Origin of the sequence: Bacillus sp. SG20033, assembly GCF_044570195.1 — a bacterium.
In the GTDB taxonomy this organism is placed as follows: domain Bacteria; phylum Bacillota; class Bacilli; order Bacillales; family Bacillaceae; genus Bacillus; species Bacillus subtilis.
This window is the reverse complement of the sequence record NZ_CP172606.1, coordinates 3,147,321-3,168,044: the sequence shown is the minus strand read 5'-3', so window position 1 is coordinate 3,168,044 and position 20,724 is coordinate 3,147,321. Positions and strand designations below refer to the sequence as shown.

The following is a 20,724-nucleotide window of genomic DNA, read 5'->3' as shown; positions in this document are numbered from 1 at the left end:
CGCCGTATCGAAGGAAAAGCCCGGCATTCCTTTTTATAATGAGATTATCCAATATAAAGGAGACTGCGTAAATGGTGATTTTAGAAGCGAATAAAATTCGAAAAAGTTATGGAAACAAGCTGAATAAACAGGAAGTGCTGAAGGGCATCGATATTCACATTGAAAAGGGCGAATTCGTCAGTATTATGGGTGCTTCCGGGTCGGGAAAAACCACTTTGCTCAACGTTCTTTCCTCAATCGATCAGGTCAGTCACGGAACCATTCATATTAATGGAAATGACATGACGGCTATGAAGGAAAAGCAGCTGGCTGAATTTAGAAAACAGCATTTAGGCTTTATCTTTCAGGATTACAATTTGTTAGACACATTGACAGTGAAAGAGAATATCCTTCTTCCTTTATCGATCACGAAACTATCAAAAAAGGAAGCCAATCGCAAGTTTGAGGAAGTTGCAAAGGAACTGGGAATATATGAATTACGGGATAAATACCCGAATGAAATTTCCGGCGGCCAGAAGCAGAGAACATCCGCTGGAAGAGCGTTTATTCATGACCCGAGCATTATTTTCGCTGATGAACCGACCGGCGCGCTTGATTCGAAATCGGCCTCCGATCTATTAAATAAGCTGAGCCAGCTCAATCAAAAACGCAACGCCACAATTATTATGGTTACCCATGATCCCGTCGCTGCCAGCTACTGCGGCAGAGTCATTTTTATTAAGGACGGGCAAATGTATACACAGCTGAATAAAGGGGGCCAGGACAGGCAGACGTTTTTCCAGGATATTATGAAAACGCAAGGCGTGTTAGGCGGGGTGCAGCATGAACATTAATCAGCTCATCCTGCGAAATTTGAAAAAGAATCTTCGTAATTACTATCTGTATGTGTTTGCGCTCATCTTTAGCGTGGCGCTTTATTTCGCCTTTGTCACGCTGCAGTATGATCCAGCAATTAACGAAGTGAAGGCTTCAATCAAGGGAGCTGCGGCTATTAAAACCGCTTCGATTTTGCTTGTGGCCGTGGTGGCGATCTTCATTTTATATGCCAATACGATTTTTATTAAGAGACGGAGCAAAGAAATCGGGCTGTTTCAATTAATTGGAATGACGAAGCATAAAATTTTTCGCATCTTAAGTGCAGAAAATGTCATGCTGTATTTCGGTTCATTAGCGATCGGGGTAGCGGCCGGGTTTTCGATATCGAAGCTTGTCTTGATGATTCTGTTCAAAATTGTCGATGTCAAAGCGGATGCGAAACTGCATTTTTCAGAGCAGGCCTTGGTCCAAACGGTCATTGTGTTCTGCGGCATTTACCTTTTGATCATGATCATGAATTATACGTTTATCAAAAAACAGAGTATTTTATCTTTGTTTAAAGTAACGTCCTCCACTGAAGACAAAGTGAAGAAAATATCATTTTTCCAAATGCTGATCGGCGCTTTAGGGATCGTGTTGATTTTGACAGGATACTATGTGTCCTCTGAGCTGTTTGGCGGAAAATTTAAGACCATTAATGAACTGTTTGGTGCGATGAGCTTCATTCTGGGGAGCGTCATTATCGGGACGTTTTTGTTTTATAAAGGATCAGTTACGTTTATCTCGAATATCATTCGAAAAAGCAAGGGCGGCTACTTAAATATTTCCGAGGTCCTGTCACTGTCATCGATCATGTTCAGAATGAAATCGAATGCGCTGCTGCTGACGATTATTACAACCGTTTCAGCGCTCGCCATCGGGCTGTTATCTCTTGCTTACATCTCGTATTACTCATCGGAAAAGACCGCTGAACAAAATGTGGCGGCTGATTTTTCATTCATGAATGAGAAAGATGCCACGTTATTTGAAAACAGTTTGAGGGAAAGCAACATCTCGTTTGTAAAAAAGGCAACACCTGTCCTGCAAGCAAATGTTGACATTGCAAATATTATGGATGGAACTCCGAAAGAGATGCAGGGCGATCCTAGCAATATGCAGCTTGCTGTTGTTAGCGACAAAGATGTAAAAGGAGTCGATGTGGCGGCTGGAGAAGCCGTTTTCTCAGGATACACCGACTTGCTGCAAAAAATAATGGTTTTCAAGGACTCTGGTGTTATTAAAGTAAAAAGTAAGCATGAGGCGCAGCCATTAAAATATAAAGGATTAAGAGAAGAGTTTCTTGTATCCTACACGTTTACAAGCGGGGGCATGCCCGCTGTCATTGTGGATGACAGCCTGTTTAAACAGCTGGACAAGGATAAAGACCCCCGCATTCAGCTGGCGCAATCTACATTTATCGGCGTCAATGTGAAACATGACGATCAAATGGAAAAAGCAAATGAGCTTTTTCAACAGGTGAACAAGAAAAACGAGCATTTATCAAGACTAGATACAAGCGCTGCGCAAAAATCACTGTTTGGTATGGTGATGTTCATCGTCGGCTTCTTAGGGTTAACGTTCCTGATTACATCAGGTTGTATCCTTTATTTTAAACAAATGGGTGAAAGTGAAGATGAAAAACCGAGCTATACGATTTTAAGAAAACTCGGTTTTACGCAGGGCGACCTGATAAAGGGGATACGCATCAAACAAATGTACAACTTCGGCATTCCGCTCGTTGTCGGCCTCTTCCACAGTTACTTTGCCGTCCAATCCGGCTGGTTCTTATTCGGATCAGAGGTATGGGCGCCTATGATTATGGTGATGGTGTTATATACTGCGCTCTACTCCATTTTTGGTTTTCTGTCAGTTCTTTATTATAAGAAGGTCATTAAATCGTCGTTGTGAAACAGAAAAAGCTCCAGACATTCTGGAGCTTTTTGTTTATCGTTTTGGCGCCCGATAACCGGCGGCTTCAGCTTCTTCAACTGAGCAAAACATTTCAGCCGGATCGGTTGTCCGGTCGTAGTATGTACTGCCTGGCGTGTGGTAGATGCCGTTTTTGCTTCCTTTGATATTACAGCCTTCTGCTTTGTCAGCTGTTTTGGTTTCATCACTTTTACTCGTATTGTTTGAAGAACTTCCAGTGTCTTCATGAGAACTGGCAGTTTGGCTTTCCGTCTCTTTTAATTGATTTTCAAGCTTTGTTTTATCTTGTCGGAGTGTTTCATTTTCAGCCTTTGCCGTTTTTGCATCTTCTTTGAGCTGCTTTTGATTTTCTTGAAGCTCTTTAATCTCAGCTTTTAATGATTTCTGAGTCTTTTTTAGATCGCTATTTTCGTTTTTAAGCTTTTCAAGCTTGTCTTGATCTTCTTTGTTGTCTTTTAATTTCTTTGCTTCAGAGCTGACAGATTTATATTCTTTCTCAAGTTCTTCGTGCTCTTTTGTGAGGTTTTTATATTCGGCGTTTAGCGCTGAATATTTTTTCTCGGCATTTGCTGCGGAAGTGTCAGGTTCTGCCAATGCTGCCCCGGTAAAGAGCAGTACAAGGCCTCCAATGAAAAGCGGCCAAAAAAGTCTCTTGGAGAAACGTTTTTCCTTTTTCAGTACATATCTGACAAGGTGATATAATCCATAGCCCAGTGCAATGAGACATGCCAGAAAACCTAAGAATGCTAATGCCATTTCCATAATATGACCCCTTTTTCTATTTATTTTACATTTTTCAAACAATATTTGTTAGATTTTTTCACGCTCATCAGTTGAAAAATGTGAGAGAGACAGATAGAATGAATGTGCTATGATAACTGGATTCGTACGGAGCCGTTTTAGGTTTCGTTTTTTTCATGAGCTTTTTTAGGTAAGAAAGGGGGATGAGTATGCCGCGTGCTCTTAAAATTTTAGTCATTGGAATGTTTATCAATGTGACGGGTGCTTCTTTTTTATGGCCGCTGAATACGATTTATATCCATAATCATTTAGGAAAGTCGTTAACAGTAGCCGGACTTGTCCTGATGCTGAATTCCGGCGCCAGTGTGGCTGGTAATTTATGCGGAGGTTTTTTGTTTGATAAAATCGGCGGTTTTAAATCGATTATGCTTGGGATAGCCATTACGTTAGCAAGCCTGATGGGCCTTGTCTTTTTTCATGATTGGCCGGCCTATATTGTGCTGCTGACGATTGTGGGCTTTGGCTCCGGTGTTGTTTTTCCGGCCAGCTACGCAATGGCGGGATCAGTATGGCCTGAAGGGGGAAGGAAGGCATTTAATGCGATATATGTCGCGCAAAACGCGGGTGTGGCCGTCGGTTCAGCGCTTGGTGGTGTCGTGGCATCTTTCTCGTTTTCATATGTATTTTTGGCGAATGCCGCGCTGTATCTGGTCTTTTTCTTTATTGTATATTTCGGATTTCGAAATATTCAGACGGGAGATGCGTCCCAAACGTCTGTGCTTGATTATGATGCTGTGAACAGCAAAGCAAAATTTGCAGCACTGATCATTTTAAGCGGAGGCTATGTACTCGGATGGCTGGCTTATTCTCAATGGTCCACCACAATTGCTTCATACACACAAAGCATTGGAATATCTCTTTCCTTATACAGCGTGCTCTGGACAGTTAACGGAATTCTCATTGTGCTCGGCCAGCCGCTCGTCAGTTTTGTGGTGAAAAAATGGGCCGAGTCGCTAAAAGCGCAAATGGTCATCGGCTTTATCATTTTTATTGTGTCTTTCAGCATGCTGCTGACTGCAAAGCAATTTCCGTTGTTTCTCGCTGCGATGGTGATCCTGACGATCGGAGAAATGCTTGTTTGGCCTGCTGTGCCGACAATTGCCAATCAGCTTGCCCCTAAAGGGAAAGAAGGCTTTTATCAAGGCTTTGTCAACAGTGCGGCGACAGGCGGCAGAATGATTGGTCCCCTGTTCGGAGGAGTGCTTGTCGATCATTACGGCATTAAGGCCCTTGTTTTATCTCTGTTGGTATTGCTGCTGATCAGTATTGCCACAACGCTTCTATATGACAAACGGCTAAAATCAGCTAAAGAAACAAATAAGCAGGCATCAATCTCTTCATAAATAAAAGATCCCGCTGGGTGAGCGGGATCTTTCAGCGTGTCGACAAACCCTCGCATTCGTTGTCAGGCCTGCGCTTCGGTGCTCAATGCGAAGTGGATCAACGGCTAAATTCTCAGGCGTCCTGCCTAAACGCCGTCGTCATCACATCCTGTGAATGTCCGCTCCTATGCTCGTCCTTCCTAGACTTCAAGGGTTTTCAATCACGCTGAAAAGATGACAAAATCCTAAAATGAAAACCATTTTAGGATTTTGTCAACAATCTGAAAGATCCCGCCGGATGAGCGGGATCTTTTTACATAATCGGAAGCACTTTAACGGCATCCTTTACATTTGAATATGTTTTCAGCGATGAAAAATTGGCATCCAATTTATTCATTTTCATAGCCAATTCAGGTTTAATGCCGGTAATGATTAACTCAGTTCCGGTCAATTTCAGCAAATGGCTCAGCTTGAAAATTTGGTCGGCCGTTTGTTCGTTCACTTGGGCCAATCCGGATAAATCAATGATCAAATAATCATCTTTGGATGTTGATAAGATATTCGTCAATGTGCAAACGATGGAATTAAATCGCTCCTCTGTCAGGTTTCCGACTAGCGGAAGAGCCGAAATGCCATTGCGAATCGGGACAATAGGAGTTGAAAGTGCAGTAATTTCCGTGAGGGAATCCTCGAGAAGCTTTTCATATTCTTTTTGCTTGGTGATATCATTCTGAATTCCGACAAAATACGTTTTATCCTCTATTTCCATTGGATCAATATTTAATTCATTCCAGAACATCGTTCCGTCTTTTTTGTAGTTTTGGATCTGAACGGTGACCGGTTCTTTATTTTGTAAAGCGGTTCTGATGTTGTCCACTTCAGCGGAGTCTGTGTGTCTCCCCTGTAAGAAGCGGCAATTCTTTCCTAAAATTTCCTCGGCCTCGTAGCCGGTCATTTGAACAAAACCTTGGTTTACGTAGACAATAGGATTATCTTCAAGTGCAGGATCTGTAATTACCACACCGACTCGCGCGTGATCAAGCGCTTTTTTGATGACTTCCAGCTGTCCTGGTATCCCAAATGATTGAAAACTAGCCATATAAATCCCCCTTAGGCCGTCAGCTTGCTATGCGAAAGCCTGATATTCCCCTTTTTAAAAATGAATTCTACAGTAACCGTAGCACAACACATGTTCTGATTCAAGCAAGTGCAGTTTGTTGTTTGTCATTAGGGCTTGTCCTCGTATACACTAAAAATAAGAACAGAATATGAACATATGAACGGAAAGGTTTTCTACATGCTAAATAGGTGACTAGGTCAATGTCACTGGGTGAAAAATGAATCCAATGCATCAAGCTTACCGATCATGTGTTCACATATAATGGAAGAAACAAGCTTTTTACAGATTTGCCGGTATGTAGATATCGAAAATCATCGGAATCGTTTAAGGGGGCTGGATGGCCTGAAGTCGCTTTACGAAATAAGGGCTTTAGGAAGGTGATGATGAAGATGCTGCATCAGGTACTCATTGCTTGTGTAATTGGAGGAATCATGGGGATTCTCGGTCATGTGAAAAAGAGAGGCAGGCTGGAGAAGCCCAGAATGACGAAGCGGTTTATCTACCTTGGATTTTTGGAAGATTGGTTTATCGGAATGACAGCTTCCATTTTACTTGTTTTATCCGCTGACCCCGATTCAGGAATTCAACTTGTCATCTTATCCATTATCTCAGGCTACGGCGGTGAAGCTGTTCTCAGAAGTTTTGACTTTGTGAGAGAACTGAACAGCGGCGGCGAACCGGCCGAGTCCAAACGTCAAACCAAAACTCCACCCGAATAATTGTCCTCAATCTTCGCCCGTTCAGGGTACATTCCCATTGTATACAAACCTGCTTGCACTTATGAACAGAATTCTATAAAATACAGTTAGATTACGGTTGCGATAAGAACAATGAAGAGGAGCAGTAAGAAACAGATATTGTTGCAGAGAGTTGACGGCTGGTGAAAGTCAATCAAGTTTGTTTCCGAACTCACCTCAGAGTTGCAGCGGTGAAAAGCCGCTGACGCATAACTGCGTTAAAAGTATCAAGTGAGTGCGGCGTATGCCGCGCTAACGAGGGTGGTACCGCGGGAAAACGAAAGTCTCTCGTCCCTTTTTGGGATGAGGGAGTTTTTTTTAGTTTGGGAATATTCTGAATATAATCCTCTCCTTCCCGTCAATACTTGAACCATACACGCCGTATTCAATCAGAAGGAGGTTTTTACTTTGAGTTTTCAGCACAAAGAGATAGAAAAGAAATGGCAAACATATTGGCTTGAAAACAAAACATTTGCCACTCTTGATAATAATGAAAAACAAAAATTTTACGCTCTGGACATGTTTCCTTATCCGTCTGGAGCTGGGTTGCACGTCGGCCATCCTGAAGGATACACAGCTACGGATATTCTGTCCCGCATGAAGCGCATGCAGGGCTATGATGTCCTTCATCCAATGGGCTGGGACGCATTCGGCCTGCCAGCTGAACAATACGCCCTTGACACAGGGAACGACCCTGCTGTGTTTACGAAGCAGAATATTGATAACTTCCGCCGCCAAATTCAAGCGCTTGGCTTCTCATATGACTGGGATCGCGAAATCAATACGACTGACCCTGAATACTATAAATGGACGCAATGGATTTTCTTAAAGCTATACGAAAAAGGCCTTGCTTACGTTGACGAAGTGCCTGTAAACTGGTGCCCCGCGCTCGGTACTGTTCTTGCCAACGAAGAAGTCATTGACGGCAAGAGCGAACGCGGCGGCCATCCGGTAGAGAGACGCCCAATGAAGCAGTGGATGCTGAAAATCACCGCTTATGCGGACAGGCTCCTTGAGGATTTGGAAGAGCTTGATTGGCCGGAAAGCATTAAAGATATGCAGCGCAACTGGATCGGCCGTTCGGAAGGCGCTCACGTTCATTTTGCAATAGATGGACATGATGATTCCTTTACGGTGTTTACAACAAGACCAGATACGCTGTTTGGCGCTACATACACTGTCCTTGCCCCGGAACACGCATTGGTGGAAAACATCACAACGGCTGAGCAAAAAGAAGCTGTTGAAGCTTATATCAAAGAAATTCAATCAAAGAGTGACCTTGAACGCACAGATCTTGCGAAAACAAAGACAGGCGTATTCACAGGAGCGTATGCGATCAATCCTGTAAACGGAGAAAAACTGCCGATTTGGATTGCGGATTATGTTCTTGCATCATACGGAACAGGTGCTGTCATGGCAGTTCCTGGCCACGACGAGCGTGATTTTGAATTCGCCAAAACATTTGGCCTTCCGGTGAAGGAAGTCGTAAAAGGCGGGAACGTTGAGGAAGCAGCTTATACTGGCGACGGCGAGCACGTGAACTCTGATTTCCTGAACGGCCTTCACAAACAGGAAGCGATTGAGAAAGTGATCGCTTGGCTGGAAGAAACGAAAAACGGTGAGAAGAAAGTGACGTACCGTCTTCGTGACTGGCTCTTCAGCCGCCAGCGTTATTGGGGCGAGCCGATTCCGGTCATTCATTGGGAAGACGGAACGTCAACAGCTGTCCCAGAAGAGGAGCTGCCGCTGATTTTGCCGAAAACGGATGAAATCAAACCGAGCGGAACGGGCGAATCACCGCTTGCGAACATTAAAGAGTGGGTGGAAGTCACAGACCCTGAGACAGGGAAAAAAGGAAGAAGAGAAACGAATACAATGCCGCAATGGGCGGGAAGCTGCTGGTATTTCTTGCGCTATATTGATCCGCACAATCCGGATCAGCTGGCATCACCAGAAAAATTGGAAAAATGGCTTCCGGTCGATATGTATATCGGCGGTGCAGAGCATGCCGTGCTTCACCTTCTGTATGCCCGCTTCTGGCATAAGTTCCTTTATGATATCGGCGTAGTGCCGACGAAAGAACCGTTCCAAAAGCTGTACAACCAAGGAATGATTCTCGGTGAAAATAACGAAAAAATGAGTAAATCTAAAGGAAACGTTGTCAACCCTGACGAAATCGTGTCCTCTCACGGTGCTGATACGCTGAGATTGTACGAAATGTTCATGGGACCTCTTGATGCTTCAATCGCCTGGTCTGAATCAGGATTAGACGGTGCGCGCCGTTTCCTTGACCGTGTATGGCGCCTGTTTATTGAAGACAGCGGTGAGCTTAATGGCAAAATCGTTGAAGGCGCGGGTGAAACATTGGAGCGCGTCTATCATGAAACGGTCATGAAAGTCACAGACCATTATGAAGGCCTTCGTTTCAACACGGGTATTTCCCAGCTGATGGTCTTTATTAATGAAGCGTATAAAGCAACAGAACTGCCGAAAGAATATATGGAAGGCTTCGTGAAGCTTCTTTCTCCTGTCGCGCCACACTTAGCGGAAGAGCTATGGGAGAAGCTTGGCCATTCCGGCACAATTGCCTACGAAGCTTGGCCTGTATATGATGAAACAAAACTTGTGGATGATGAAGTTGAAATCGTTGTTCAGCTGAACGGAAAAGTAAAAGCGAAATTACAGGTTCCTGCCGATGCAACGAAAGAACAGCTGGAACAGCTTGCTCAAGCAGATGAAAAGGTAAAAGAGCAGCTTGAAGGCAAAACGATTCGGAAAATCATCGCGGTGCCTGGCAAGCTTGTCAATATTGTGGCAAACTAAGCCTAGAAAAAATCCCCTTTGCCAAAAGGGGATTTTTTTCATCAGTCTCAGAATAGCAATCGTTCAGCTGACTTTGATATACTGAACATGATCACTGTGAATAGGAGTGTTTTCTTTGGAAATAAAAGAAATCAGCACAGCCGCTTTGAAAGAAAAAATTGAGGCGGACGAAGAATTATATTTAATTGATGTCAGAGAAGATGAAGAGGTAGCGGAAGGCATGATCCCGCAAGCCGTTCATATTCGCATGGGGGATATTCCTGAAAAAATGGAAACCCTTGATAAAGACAAAGAGTACGTATTTATCTGCCGCTCAGGAATGCGCAGCATGAACGTCTGCAAGTACCTGGATGAGCAAGGCTTTAAAACAGTCAATGTTGAAGGCGGCATGATGGCCTGGGAAGGCGAAACAAAACCAAAAAACTAGGGGAGAGCGGTCCCCTAGTTTTTATTTGTATTCCGGAAGCCAATCGCCGTGTGCTGCAAATAAATCGTCACACATGGAGATGATGTCCTTCAAGGAAAGCTCCGCGCTTGTATGCGGATCAAGCATTGCAGCTTGGTAAACCGCTTCTTTTTTTCGTGTGACAGCCGCTTCGATTGTCATCAGCTGTGTATTAATATTCGTCCGGTTTAAGGCTGCAAGCTGCTCAGGCAGTTCTCCGGCGAAGCACGGTGTAATTTTTTTTCTGTCGGCGACGCATGTCACTTCCACAACCGCTTTTGGAGGAAGGTTGGGAATCAGCCCTGTATTCAAGACGTTTCCTCCGAAGGTGAATGGTTCGTTTGTTTCCATTGCTTCTATAATTCTTGAACCATATTCCTTTGAGCGTTCGTGCGTAAGGTTTTTATTATTGACGATATCATCCCGCATTTTCTCCCAATTTTCAATTTGCTTGACGCACCTTCTCGGATATTCGTCGAGCGGGATTTGCAGCTCGCTGATCAGTTCAGGGTAATTCCGTTTAATAAAGTATGGGTGATACTCTGCGTTATGTTCGGACGATTCCGTGACATAATAGCCGAACTTATCCATTAATTCAAACCGCACCATATCATGATGCTTTGTTTTTTGTTTTTCTTTCGCTCTCCTTTTGATTTCTGGATATAAATCTGTGCCGTCTTTTTTGACTTCCAAAAGCCAAGCCATATGATTAATGCCCGCAATGCGTTCCTCAATTCCGTCATGCTCCATTCCGAGAGCTTTAAATAAATCCTTCGTGCACACTTGAACACTGTGGCAGAGCCCGATTGTTTTGATATTGGTATAGCGGAGCATGGCGCCTGTAAGAGTGGCCATTGGATTTGTATAGTTTAAGAACCATGCGTCAGGGCACATTTCCTCCATATCTTTTGCGATATCAAATAAGACCGGGATTGTTCTGAGAGATCTGAATATCCCGCCGATGCCGACTGTATCGGCGATCGTCTGGCGCAGCCCATACCGTTTAGGAATCTCGAAATCGATGACTGTGCTCGGTTTGTATCCTCCAACCTGAATCGCATTGATGACATAGCCTGCGTTTTGCAAGGCGAGTTTTCTGTCATCATAGCTGTTGATGGCCACACTTGGGTTATAACGGTCTCTTAGATTTTCGAGCATGAGCTGGGATTCCTGCAGGCGTTTGGGATCAATGTCATAAAGCGCGAACTCAAATCCATTCAGTGCCTCTGTTAACAGGCAGTCTCCCAAAACATTTTTGGCGAAAATCGTGCTCCCTGCACCGATAAATGTAATCTTTTTCATATTGCTTCCTCCTTTAATGTTAACCCTTTACCGCTCCGGAAGACAGGCCGGCAATAAAGTATTTTTGCAGCGCCAAAAACAGAACAACCATCGGCAGCATTGCCATAAGTGCCGCTGCGGCAACTAAATGCAGGTTGTTTGCGTTTTCTCCAAAAAAACCTGCCATGGCTACTGTTAATGTCTGAACCTTTTGATCTTGTAAAAAGAAAATGGCAAATTGATAGTCGTTCCAAATAAAGACACAAGAAATAATACAGATGGTCGCAGTGATCGGCTTCAGCAGAGGAAACACAATCGTAAAAAAGATTTTCAGCATGCCTGCGCCGTCAATTCTTGCGGCTTCTTCAAGCTCTTTTGGAATGGTCGATCGGATAAAGCCTGAATATAAGAATACGGTTAAAGGCATGTAAGCCGCTGTATTGATGAAAATGGCGATTGCGTGTGTATTGACCATTCCGGCGTCCACGACCATTCGGTACAAAGGAACCATGGACGTTAACGGAGGGATGATCATAATGGAAATCAGCAAGGCAAAAACGGCTTTATTCAGTTTCGTTTCCCGCCGGGCAAGCGGGTAGGCGGCAAGTGAGCCGAATATAATTAATAACAAGGCAGAAAAACCTGTGATGATCATGGTGTTTATAAAAGAGTTACCTAGCGAAGCGCGCTCCCAAGCCTCTGAAAAATTATGAAAGGAGATGTCGGCTGGAAATATCCATTTCGAACTGTAGTCTCCTTTTGCTTTCAATGAAGTGGTCAGCAGGATATAAAAAGGAATAAAATGCGCACAGGCCACAATGGCTGCAAGAAGCGTAATGATCCGCATGCTTTTTGTACGGGCGGCTCTCATGACATTTCCGTCTCCTTTCTTTTAAAGTACGCAAGCGCGCAAAAGCTGATGATCAAAATGACAAATGCCATAAATATGCCTTGCGTTGCGGCATAGCCGGCATCCTGCCGTTTGAAATACAAATCATACATAAACGTGGACATGGATTGTGACGCATTTCCGGGGCCGCCAGCGGTGAGTGCAATGATGACGTCAAACAGCTTTAAGCCTCCGATAATGTTGATGACCATATTAATGGTAATGGAGGGCATTAACAGCGGCAGCGTGATGGTAAAAAACTGCTGGCCTTGTTTCGCGCCATCCATTTGCGCCGCTTCATAGTAGTCTTTCGGAATGCTTTGCAGACCGGCTAAGTAGACAACCATAGCGATCCCGACATATTGATAGGTGTTAATCATGACAATGATCCATGGATTGAGCGAGGGACTGGCGAGCGCATTAATAGGGCTGATGCCGAAGACCCCGAGCAAATCGTTGAGCGCGCCTCCGTCATAGGAGAAGAAAAAGTACCAAATGTAGCCCATAATGAGCGGGCTGATCATCACCGGCAAATACACAATTGTTCTTGTTACCGCTTTCGCTTTAATGCTTTGATTTAAGAGCAGAGCGTACAGAAGCCCGACCACATTTTGAAAAAAGGTGCTGCCAAGCCCGTAAAGCAGAGTGTTTTTTAAGATATGCCAAGTGTCAGGATCAGAAAACAGCCTTTCATATTGCGCGAATCCAACCCATTGGTAAACTTGTGAAAAGCCGTTCCAGTTTGTAAAGGTAATCAATGTGCCTTTCACAAACGGGTAAATCATAAAGACCAGAACGGAGAGCAAAGCAGGAATGTACATCCACCAAAGTGAGGACTGCTTTTTTGGCTTAACCTGTTTCACATGAACGTCCCTTGCGATCTCACTCATTGTTTTCAGCTCCCTGTGTTTCCGATTGCTCCCGGAGTCGTTTATATTCTCTTCCCAGCTTCTGCGAAATGTCTTGAGGCGTCAAAATGTCAGCCGCCAGCTCCTGCCCAACCGTGCCCAGGACATCCCACATTCCGTTTGGCAAATATAAACGGTCGAAGTAAGGCTCGACTTTGACATCTTGATAATGCTCATAATCGTTTGCGTAGAAAATATCAGCTTTCACATTGGTCAGCCCTGAAGGAAGTGATGTGGCTTCAGCCATTTGTTTGGCATTGGCCGGGCGGGCCATAAATGCGATAAATTCTTTTGCCTCTTTTAATTGAGGCGAATCTTTCCATGCTGCAAGCGTGTAGCGTTCACCGCCGATCCATATCGGGTCATCACCGGGATGGATGGCAGGTGTCGGGATAATTCCGACCTTGACGTTCGGATTGATCTGGGCAACGTCTTGGCCGAGTGTGCCGCCTTGCATTGTAAAGGCGATTTTGTTTTGGGCCATTAATTCAATGAGCTGTGATTTTTTTGCCGTGACGGCGTCGATGTTAATCAATTTTTCTTTCTGCATTTGTTTGAGGATTTCTGATAAATAAGTGAATTTACTCCATTGAAAAGTGCCGTTGATGAGCTGTTTTTTTTCATTATGGGCAGGGTCTGTGATGAGAAGAGGTGTAGCGAATTGGTCGTAATATTGAGCGAATGAGCTTTTGTCATATCCGGCAAACCAGAAGGGAACAATGCTTCCCTTGCTCTTTTCTTTAATCGTTCTCAGTGCTTTGATAAAGTCATCCATGGTTTCCGGCGGAGAAATGCCGTAACGGTCTAAAATATTGCGATTATACGCCAGCCCGTCTTTTGCCTGATTGATCGGATAGGCATACACCTTTCCGCTTTTATTTTTGAGGATGCTGTTTAAATTGGGATCAAGATCTTGAGTCCATTCCATATCCCGGAGATCTGCTGTATATTCTCCGTACCTGATTTTCCCCCAGCCATGTGTATCGAATAGATCTGGCAAATCATTGGCCGCCATTCTGACACGCATCATATTTTCATAGTCATTGCCTGGGAAATGAAGGCTGACATGAATGTCACTGTGTTCCTTTTCGAATGCTGCCGCTAGTTTTCTGAACGTATCTCTTTCACTGTCGGTTGACATTGTAGAATAAATGGTTAACGTCTTTTTTGCGGTATCTGCTGAGCTTTTCTCTGCTGAACACCCGGGCAGAACAAGCAGAATAAGAGAGAGAAATAAAACAAAAGTGTGTTTCATCTTTTCCTCCTTATCATCGTGATGAATCTTTGCTTATGTCACCTCCTTTGCTGTACATCCGCAGCTTTGTCTTACGATTAATGTTGTAGGCAGGGTGACATGGTGAGGAAGCGTTCGGCCATTGAGACGGTCAAGCAGCAGTTTTACGCCTGTCCGGCCCATTTCCTCTGTGTATACCTTCACCGTCGTTAAAGGCGTGCTGGCAAATTCAGCTTCCTCAATGCCGTTAAAGCTGACGATTGCGGTATCCCGCGGCACTTGCAGTCCGGCTTCCTGCAGCGCTTTTAATGCGCCGATCGCCATAGAATCGCTGGCAATAAAGAATGCTTCCGGCAGATGGCCTTGATCGATTGCTTTCTTCATCAGGCGATAGCCCTCACGCATGCTGTATTCTCCGATCAGCACATGCTCAGGCTGGGGGGCGGCTGACTCCAAAAAAGCGGTCAGGCGTTTGTCTTCAATCGTTCTGCGAATGCTTTGGCCGTCCTTCAGCGTATGCTCTTTTTCTTGTCCGCCAATGTAGCCTAACCGTTTGTAGCCTAAGTCGAAAAGGTGATCAATCGCCTGGCGTGAAGCCGATTCAAAATCGATTCCAATCGAATCGTATGCTTGCGGATCTGGTGAATGATTGATAAATACGGCATGCTCCAGCCTCCCGCTGATATGCTTAACCGCTTCATCATGAACACGGCCGATGACAATGACACCATCCAATTCCCGAAAGATATGTTCCTGAAAGGAGCCGAGATGAATCGAATTTGTAATGAAAATTTCCTGTTCAAAGCATTCCTTTTCAATCCCTTTCCGAATGGAAGAAAAATAAGGGTCCTGCCTTTCCTGATCAGGGGACAGACAGCTCAACACACCGATCAGCGGCTGAGCCCGCTGTTTTTGCCCGCGGGATTTTCGGCGTTTGGCAACGGTTTGATAACCAAGCTCTTCAGCGATGTTGATGACTCTTTGTCTCGTTTCGCCCGCAACAGAAAGCGACTCATCTTCATTTAAAATTCTGGACACAGTTGCGCTGGAAACTTTAGCTTTCAAGGCGATATCTTTAATACGAACCATGGGTATCCCTCTCATCTATTTAGTAAAATATTAACTCATCTGTTTTTGATAAATTGATACTATCATATAAAAGTAAGCGGTTACAATAATTGTTTTCGGAATATTTCGTTATATTTACTAAATATTTAGTAAATGATGTGATTTATGTTGGAAAAATAAAGGGGAACCCAGATCTGTCTCGTAAATGTGAAGTAAGCGAATAAGGAAGGGTGATGGGATGAGAGCCGAAAGAAGAAAGCAACTGTTTCGATTGCTTGGAGATTTGCCTGATCGGAGGCCAATCAGTGTTGAGACATTACGTATTGAAGAAAGAGAAGAAAATATTGTTGAAACGCTCCTGCTCGATTTAAATGGACATGAAAAGGTGCCCGCTTATTTTGTGAAGCCGAAGAAAACAGAAGGACCGTGCCCAGCCGTATTGTTTCAGCATTCGCATGGGGGCCAGTATGATAGGGGAAAAAGTGAGCTGATTGAGGGAGCGGATTATTTGAAAACGCCTTCTTTTTCTGATGAGCTTACTTCACTCGGATACGGCGTTCTTGCGATTGATCATTGGGGATTTGGAGATCGGCGGGGAAAAGCGGAAAGCGAGATATTTAAAGAAATGCTTCTCACCGGAAAAGTGATGTGGGGGATGATGATTTATGACAGTTTAAGTGCGTTGGACTATATGCAGTCACGTTCTGATGTTCAGCCTGACAGGATCGGAACCATCGGCATGTCTATGGGAGGTTTGCTGGCGTGGTGGACAGCGGCGCTCGATGACCGGATTAAGGTGTGTGTGGATTTGTGCAGCCAGGTGGATCATCACGTGCTGATCAAAACACAGAATCTTGACAGGCACGGCTTTTATTATTACGTCCCATCGCTTGCAAAGCATTTTTCCGCATCGGAGATCCAAAGCCTGATCGCGCCGCGCCCGCACCTTAGTCTTGTTGGTGTACACGACCGGTTAACGCCGGCTGAGGGCGTGGACAAAATCGAAAAAGAATTGACAGCTGTCTATGCTGGACAGGGAGCTGCTGATTGCTACCGAGTGGTCCGTTCTGCTTCGGGACATTTCGAAACAGCAGTTATGAGGCATGAAGCTGTCCGGTTTTTGCAAAAGTGGCTGTGACTGTTAAAAGAAATCGAAAAAGACCGTTTTATGTGAAAACGGTCTTTTTGTTTCCTTTTAACCAACTGCCATAAATCGATGCTTTCTTCTATTGACAGAAACAGGAGAGAATAATATATTCTAATTGTTAACCTTAAAATATAATTGGTTAACAATTAGAATGAGAAGCACTGCACGTTCTTCAGTTATCAGTGAAAGGGCGAGAAATGATGCAAGAAGAAACTTTTTATAGTGTCAGAATGAGGGCTTCTATGAATGGATCTCATGAAGACGGCGGAAAGCATATATCCGGCGGAGAACGGCTTATTCCTTTCCATGAGATGAAGCATACAGTCAATGCTTTATTAGAAAAAGGGTTATCCCATTCAAGAGGAAAACCTGATTTTATGCAAATTCAATTTGAAGAGGTATATGAATCGATAAAAACCATTCAGCCATTGCCTGTGCATACGAATGAAGTGAGCTGCCCGGAAGAAGGGCAAAAGCTGGCCCGATTGTTATTGGAAAAAGAAGGCGTTTCACGAGACGTGATTGAAAAAGCATATGAACAAATCCCTGAATGGTCAGATGTCAGGGGTGCGGTGTTGTTTGATATTCATACAGGAAAGCGAATGGATCAAACAAAAGAAAAAGGGGTGCGGGTCTCCAGAATGGATTGGCCGGACGCTAATTTTGAAAAATGGGCGCTTCACAGTCACGTGCCAGCTCATTCAAGAATAAAAGAGGCCCTTGCGCTCGCTTCAAAGGTAAGCTGGCACCCGGCAGCCGTTGCAGAATTATGCTGGTCGGACGATCCGGATTACATAACAGGCTATGTTGCGGGTAAGAAAATGGGCTATCAGCGTATTACAGCAATGAAAGAATACGGGACTGAAGAGGGCTGCCGAGTCTTTTTTATTGATGGATCCAATGATGTAAACACGTACATACATGATCTGGAGAAGCAGCCTATTTTAATCGAGTGGGAGGAAGACCATGACTCATGATTTGATAGAAAAAAGTAAAAAGCACCTCTGGCTGCCATTTACCCAAATGAAAGATTATGATGAAAACCCCTTAATCATCGAAAGCGGGACTGGAATCAAAGTCAAAGACATAAATGGCAAGGAATACTATGACGGTTTTTCATCAGTTTGGCTTAATGTCCACGGACACCGCAAAAAAGAACTAGATAATGCCATAAAAAAACAGCTCGGAAAAATTGCGCACTCCACGTTATTGGGCATGACCAATGTTCCAGCAACCCAGCTTGCCGAAACATTAATCGACATCAGCCCAAAAAAGCTCACGCGGGTCTTTTATTCAGACAGCGGCGCAGAGGCGATGGAAATAGCCCTAAAAATGGCGTTTCAGTATTGGAAGAACATCGGGAAGCCCGAGAAACAAAAATTTATCGCAATGAAAAACGGGTATCACGGTGATACGATTGGCGCCGTCAGTGTCGGTTCAATTGAGCTTTTTCACCACGTATACGGCCCGTTGATGTTCGAGAGTTACAAGGCACCGATTCCTTATGTGTATCGCTCTGAAAGCGGTGATCCTGATGAGTGCCGTGATCAGTGCCTCCGAGAGCTTGAACAGCTGCTTGAGGAACATCATGAGGAAATTGCCGCGCTTTCCATTGAATCAATGGTACAAGGCGCGTCCGGTATGATCGTGATGCCGGAAGGATATTTGGCAGGCGTGCGCGAGCTATGTACAACATACGATGTCTTAATGATCGTTGATGAAGTCGCTACAGGCTTTGGCCGTACAGGAAAAATGTTTGCGTGCGAGCACGAGAATGTCCAGCCTGATCTGATGGCTGCCGGTAAAGGCATTACAGGAGGCTATTTGCCAATTGCCGTTACGTTTGCCACTGAAGACATCTATAAGGCATTCTATGATGATTATGAAAACCTAAAAACCTTTTTCCATGGCCATTCCTATACAGGCAATCAGCTTGGCTGTGCGGTTGCGCTTGAAAATCTGGCATTATTTGAATCTGAAAACATTGTGGAACAAGTAGCGGAAAAAAGTAAAAAGCTCCATTTTCTTCTTCAAGATCTGCACGCTCTTCCTCATATTGGGGATATTCGGCAGCTTGGCTTTATGTGCGGTGCAGAGCTTGTCCGGTCAAAGGAAACCAAAGAACCTTACCCGGCTGATCGGCGGATTGGATACAAAGTTTCCTTAAAAATGAGAGAGCTTGGAATGCTGACAAGGCCGCTTGGGGACGTGATTGCATTTCTGCCTCCTCTCGCCAGTACTGCTGAAGAGCTCACGGAAATGGTGGCCATTATGAAACAAGCGATCCACGAGGTTACGAGCCTTGAAGATTGATTCTTGGTTAAACGAGCGGTTAGACAGAGTAAAGGAAGCGGGCGTACACCGTAACCTGCGGTCAATGAATGGGGCACCGGTTCCAGAGAGGAACATTGATGGCAAGAATCAAACCGTCTGGTCTTCAAACAACTATTTAGGGCTCGCAAGCCATAGACGCTTGATCGATGCAGCCCAAACAGCATTGCAGCAATTTGGGACAGGAAGCAGCGGTTCACGTTTAACGACAGGCAATTCGGTCTGGCATGAAAAGCTAGAAAAGAAGATTGCCAGCTTTAAGCGGACAGAAGCGGCCCTGCTGTTTTCGAGCGGTTACTTGGCCAATGTCGGTGTCCTTTCATCCTTGCCAGAAAAGGAAGATGTCATTTTAAGTGACCAGCTCAATCATGCAAGTATTATCGACGGCTGCCGACTTTCTAAGGCTGATACAGTTGTTTATCGGCATATTGATATGAATGATCTTGAAAACAAGCTGAATGAAACACAGCGTTATCAGCGCCGTTTTATCGTAACAGACGGGGTATTCAGCATGGATGGCACAATCGCCCCTCTTGATCAGATCATCTCACTTGCGAAACGCTATCATGCCTTCGTGGTCGTTGATGACGCCCATGCAACAGGAGTTTTGGGTGATTCGGGACGAGGAACGAGTGAATACTTTGGTGTTTGTCCTGACATTGTGATCGGCACCTTAAGCAAGGCTGTTGGCGCGGAAGGAGGTTTTGCGGCAGGATCAGCGGTCTTCATCGACTTTTTGCTGAACCATGCCAGAACATTTATCTTTCAAACCGCTATTCCGCCAGCCAGCTGTGCGGCTGCTCACGAGGCTTTCAACATCATTGAAGCCAGCAGGGAAAAACGACAGCTTTTATTTTCTTATATCAGTATGATCAGAACCAGTCTGAAGAATATGGGTTATGTCGTGAAAGGAGATCACACACCGATTATTCCTGTAGTCATTGGCGATGCCCATAAAACGGTCCTATTTGCTGAAAAACTGCAGGGCAAGGGCATTTATGCTCCTGCCATTCGGCCGCCGACCGTTGCGCCAGGTGAAAGCCGGATTCGAATCACAATCACGTCGGATCACAGTACGGGTGATATTGATCATTTGCTGCAAACATTTCATTCAATCGGAAAGGAGCTGCACATCATTTGAGGGGTTTTTTTGTGACAGGAACAGATACAGAAGTGGGGAAAACGGTTATATCCAGCGGAATCGCCGCTTTATTGCGAGAACATAACAAAGATGTCGGGGTGTATAAACCATTTTTAAGCGGGATATCGCGTCATCATCCAGATAGTGATACAAGTCTGCTGAAAGACATGTCGCAGACCGGTCTTTCTCATGAAGACATTACGCCTTTTGCCTTCAAAGCGCCGCTTGCACCATACGTTGCAGGGAAACTTGAGGGAAAGACTGTCACCATGGAAGAGGTTTTAAGCCATTGGGGACGGATTAGAGAAAAACATGAATGCTTTATTGTAGAAGGTGCGGGCGGTATTTCTGTGCCATTGGGAGAGGATTATTTGGTCAGTCATGTCATAAAAGCGTTGCAGCTTCCCATGATTATTGTGGCACGTCCTCACCTTGGAACCATTAATCATACCTTTTTAACTGTCAAATATGCAGAAAGCATGGGGCTTCCAATCGCCGGAATTATCATCAATGGAATCAGTGACTCTCCTGATGAAGATGAAAAAACCAATCCTGAGATGATTGAACGCTTATGCGGTGTGCCGGTTTTAGGGGTTACGCCAAAGCTTGCCAACGTTACGAAAGAAACGGTTCTACATATGGTAAAAGACCATATCAATCTATCATTACTGATGAATCAAGTGGGGGTATGAG

General features: G+C 44.5%; 18 protein-coding genes and 1 other annotated feature. Of the genes, 11 read left to right on the top strand and 7 right to left on the bottom strand.

Translation table 11 applies throughout. The annotated features are described in order from the left end of the window. Window positions 1-71 precede the first annotated feature (71 nt). Together bceA and bceB are read left to right on the top strand one after the other, a co-directional pair. Window positions 72-833 carry a bacitracin ABC transporter ATP-binding protein BceA gene (bceA, locus tag ACFVP7_RS16705; protein ID WP_003229137.1) on the top strand — a complete coding sequence of 254 codons (762 nt, stop codon included), beginning with the start codon at window positions 72-74 and terminating at the stop codon, window positions 831-833. Beyond that, the gene (bceB, locus tag ACFVP7_RS16700; protein WP_338730713.1) at window positions 823-2,763 is read left to right on the top strand and encodes a bacitracin ABC transporter permease BceB; all 1,941 of its coding nucleotides are present in this window, start codon (window positions 823-825) and stop codon (window positions 2,761-2,763) included. The genes bceA and bceB overlap by 11 nt, the downstream gene beginning before the upstream one ends. 36 nt (window positions 2,764-2,799) lie before the next feature. Here bceB and ACFVP7_RS16695 read toward each other — a convergent pair whose 3' ends face one another. Beyond that, on the bottom strand, window positions 2,800-3,546 hold the full coding sequence (locus ACFVP7_RS16695) for an LMBR1 domain-containing protein (protein ID WP_326132425.1): 747 nt from the start codon (window positions 3,544-3,546) through the stop codon (window positions 2,800-2,802). 188 nt (window positions 3,547-3,734) lie between these two features. Here ACFVP7_RS16695 and ACFVP7_RS16690 point away from each other — a divergent pair, with 188 nt between their 5' ends. Further along, window positions 3,735-4,928, top strand: a complete 1,194-nt coding sequence (locus ACFVP7_RS16690; RefSeq protein WP_338730712.1) for an MFS transporter — start codon at window positions 3,735-3,737, stop codon at window positions 4,926-4,928. 292 nt (window positions 4,929-5,220) lie between these two features. Here the strand turns inward: ACFVP7_RS16690 and ACFVP7_RS16685 are convergent, their stop codons facing one another. Next, entirely contained in the window at window positions 5,221-6,006 is a 786-nt protein-coding gene (locus tag ACFVP7_RS16685; RefSeq protein ID WP_338730711.1) for a blue-light photoreceptor, read from the bottom strand. Between the two features lie 404 nt (window positions 6,007-6,410). On the opposite strand from ACFVP7_RS16685, the gene ACFVP7_RS16680 reads away from it, so the two are divergent. The 3 genes from ACFVP7_RS16680 (at window position 6,411) to ACFVP7_RS16670 (ending at window position 10,014) form a co-directional block, all read left to right on the top strand. Continuing rightward, on the top strand, window positions 6,411-6,746 hold the full coding sequence (locus tag ACFVP7_RS16680) for a DUF4257 domain-containing protein (protein ID WP_003246114.1): 336 nt from the start codon (window positions 6,411-6,413) through the stop codon (window positions 6,744-6,746). Between the two features lie 102 nt (window positions 6,747-6,848). Continuing rightward, window positions 6,849-7,063 (top strand) — a binding site (T-box leader). 109 nt (window positions 7,064-7,172) lie between these two features. Continuing rightward, window positions 7,173-9,587, top strand: a complete 2,415-nt coding sequence (gene leuS, locus ACFVP7_RS16675) for a leucine--tRNA ligase (RefSeq protein WP_017695459.1) — start codon at window positions 7,173-7,175, stop codon at window positions 9,585-9,587. Between the two features lie 115 nt (window positions 9,588-9,702). Beyond that, the gene (locus tag ACFVP7_RS16670) at window positions 9,703-10,014 is read left to right on the top strand and encodes a rhodanese-like domain-containing protein (protein WP_004398993.1); all 312 of its coding nucleotides are present in this window, start codon (window positions 9,703-9,705) and stop codon (window positions 10,012-10,014) included. A 21-nt stretch (window positions 10,015-10,035) separates the two neighbouring features. Here ACFVP7_RS16670 and melA read toward each other — a convergent pair whose 3' ends face one another. From melA to ACFVP7_RS16645, 5 genes are read right to left on the bottom strand one after another with little or no spacing between them, the layout of a single operon-like run. Further along, on the bottom strand, window positions 10,036-11,334 hold the full coding sequence (melA, locus tag ACFVP7_RS16665) for an alpha-galactosidase MelA (RefSeq protein ID WP_339232285.1): 1,299 nt from the start codon (window positions 11,332-11,334) through the stop codon (window positions 10,036-10,038). Between the two features lie 19 nt (window positions 11,335-11,353). Continuing rightward, complete coding sequence (locus tag ACFVP7_RS16660) at window positions 11,354-12,184, bottom strand: carbohydrate ABC transporter permease (protein WP_014480612.1); 831 nt, start codon at window positions 12,182-12,184, stop codon at window positions 11,354-11,356. Continuing rightward, the gene (locus ACFVP7_RS16655; RefSeq protein ID WP_338730708.1) at window positions 12,181-13,092 is read right to left on the bottom strand and encodes a sugar ABC transporter permease; all 912 of its coding nucleotides are present in this window, start codon (window positions 13,090-13,092) and stop codon (window positions 12,181-12,183) included. Before ACFVP7_RS16655 ends, ACFVP7_RS16660 begins: the two co-directional genes overlap by 4 nt. Further along, the gene (locus ACFVP7_RS16650; protein ID WP_396582525.1) at window positions 13,085-14,365 is read right to left on the bottom strand and encodes an ABC transporter substrate-binding protein; all 1,281 of its coding nucleotides are present in this window, start codon (window positions 14,363-14,365) and stop codon (window positions 13,085-13,087) included. Before ACFVP7_RS16650 ends, ACFVP7_RS16655 begins: the two co-directional genes overlap by 8 nt. Window positions 14,366-14,398: 33 nt before the next feature. Further along, on the bottom strand, window positions 14,399-15,433 hold the full coding sequence (locus ACFVP7_RS16645) for a LacI family DNA-binding transcriptional regulator (RefSeq protein ID WP_029318278.1): 1,035 nt from the start codon (window positions 15,431-15,433) through the stop codon (window positions 14,399-14,401). Window positions 15,434-15,650: 217 nt separating this feature from the next. Between ACFVP7_RS16645 and ACFVP7_RS16640 the strand changes: the two genes are divergently transcribed. The 5 genes from ACFVP7_RS16640 (at window position 15,651) to bioD (ending at window position 20,723) form a co-directional block, all read left to right on the top strand. Beyond that, window positions 15,651-16,550: a dienelactone hydrolase family protein gene (locus ACFVP7_RS16640; RefSeq protein WP_088467343.1), complete on the top strand. Its 900-nt coding sequence runs from the start codon at window positions 15,651-15,653 to the stop codon at window positions 16,548-16,550. Between the two features lie 209 nt (window positions 16,551-16,759). Continuing rightward, window positions 16,760-17,536: a 6-carboxyhexanoate--CoA ligase gene (bioW, locus tag ACFVP7_RS16635; RefSeq protein WP_015714551.1), complete on the top strand. Its 777-nt coding sequence runs from the start codon at window positions 16,760-16,762 to the stop codon at window positions 17,534-17,536. Beyond that, window positions 17,526-18,872 (top strand): adenosylmethionine--8-amino-7-oxononanoate transaminase, encoded by a 1,347-nt coding sequence (gene bioA, locus ACFVP7_RS16630; RefSeq protein WP_396582522.1) that lies wholly within the window; start codon window positions 17,526-17,528, stop codon window positions 18,870-18,872. Before bioW ends, bioA begins: the two co-directional genes overlap by 11 nt. Continuing rightward, on the top strand, window positions 18,862-20,031 hold the full coding sequence (gene bioF, locus ACFVP7_RS16625) for an 8-amino-7-oxononanoate synthase (protein ID WP_338730703.1): 1,170 nt from the start codon (window positions 18,862-18,864) through the stop codon (window positions 20,029-20,031). Before bioA ends, bioF begins: the two co-directional genes overlap by 11 nt. Next, complete coding sequence (bioD, locus tag ACFVP7_RS16620; protein WP_396582520.1) at window positions 20,028-20,723, top strand: dethiobiotin synthase; 696 nt, start codon at window positions 20,028-20,030, stop codon at window positions 20,721-20,723. Before bioF ends, bioD begins: the two co-directional genes overlap by 4 nt. The last annotated feature ends 1 nt before the right edge of the window (window position 20,724 follow it).

What these genes read in the sequence shown, in the direction of transcription:
- bceA (WP_003229137.1), top strand. Translation starts at nt 72, where the DNA reads ATGGTGATTTTAGAAGCGAATAAAATTCGAAAAAGTTATGGAAACAAG.
- bceB (WP_338730713.1), top strand. Translation starts at nt 823, where the DNA reads ATGAACATTAATCAGCTCATCCTGCGAAATTTGAAAAAGAATCTTCGT.
- ACFVP7_RS16695 (WP_326132425.1), bottom strand. Translation starts at nt 3,546, where the DNA reads ATGGAAATGGCATTAGCATTCTTAGGTTTTCTGGCATGTCTCATTGCA.
- ACFVP7_RS16690 (WP_338730712.1), top strand. Translation starts at nt 3,735, where the DNA reads ATGCCGCGTGCTCTTAAAATTTTAGTCATTGGAATGTTTATCAATGTG.
- ACFVP7_RS16685 (WP_338730711.1), bottom strand. Translation starts at nt 6,006, where the DNA reads ATGGCTAGTTTTCAATCATTTGGGATACCAGGACAGCTGGAAGTCATC.
- ACFVP7_RS16680 (WP_003246114.1), top strand. Translation starts at nt 6,411, where the DNA reads ATGAAGATGCTGCATCAGGTACTCATTGCTTGTGTAATTGGAGGAATC.
- melA (WP_339232285.1), bottom strand. Translation starts at nt 11,334, where the DNA reads ATGAAAAAGATTACATTTATCGGTGCAGGGAGCACGATTTTCGCCAAA.
- ACFVP7_RS16660 (WP_014480612.1), bottom strand. Translation starts at nt 12,184, where the DNA reads ATGAGAGCCGCCCGTACAAAAAGCATGCGGATCATTACGCTTCTTGCA.
- ACFVP7_RS16655 (WP_338730708.1), bottom strand. Translation starts at nt 13,092, where the DNA reads ATGAGTGAGATCGCAAGGGACGTTCATGTGAAACAGGTTAAGCCAAAA.
- ACFVP7_RS16650 (WP_396582525.1), bottom strand. Translation starts at nt 14,365, where the DNA reads ATGAAACACACTTTTGTTTTATTTCTCTCTCTTATTCTGCTTGTTCTG.
- ACFVP7_RS16645 (WP_029318278.1), bottom strand. Translation starts at nt 15,433, where the DNA reads ATGGTTCGTATTAAAGATATCGCCTTGAAAGCTAAAGTTTCCAGCGCA.
- ACFVP7_RS16640 (WP_088467343.1), top strand. Translation starts at nt 15,651, where the DNA reads ATGAGAGCCGAAAGAAGAAAGCAACTGTTTCGATTGCTTGGAGATTTG.
- bioW (WP_015714551.1), top strand. Translation starts at nt 16,760, where the DNA reads ATGCAAGAAGAAACTTTTTATAGTGTCAGAATGAGGGCTTCTATGAAT.
- bioA (WP_396582522.1), top strand. Translation starts at nt 17,526, where the DNA reads ATGACTCATGATTTGATAGAAAAAAGTAAAAAGCACCTCTGGCTGCCA.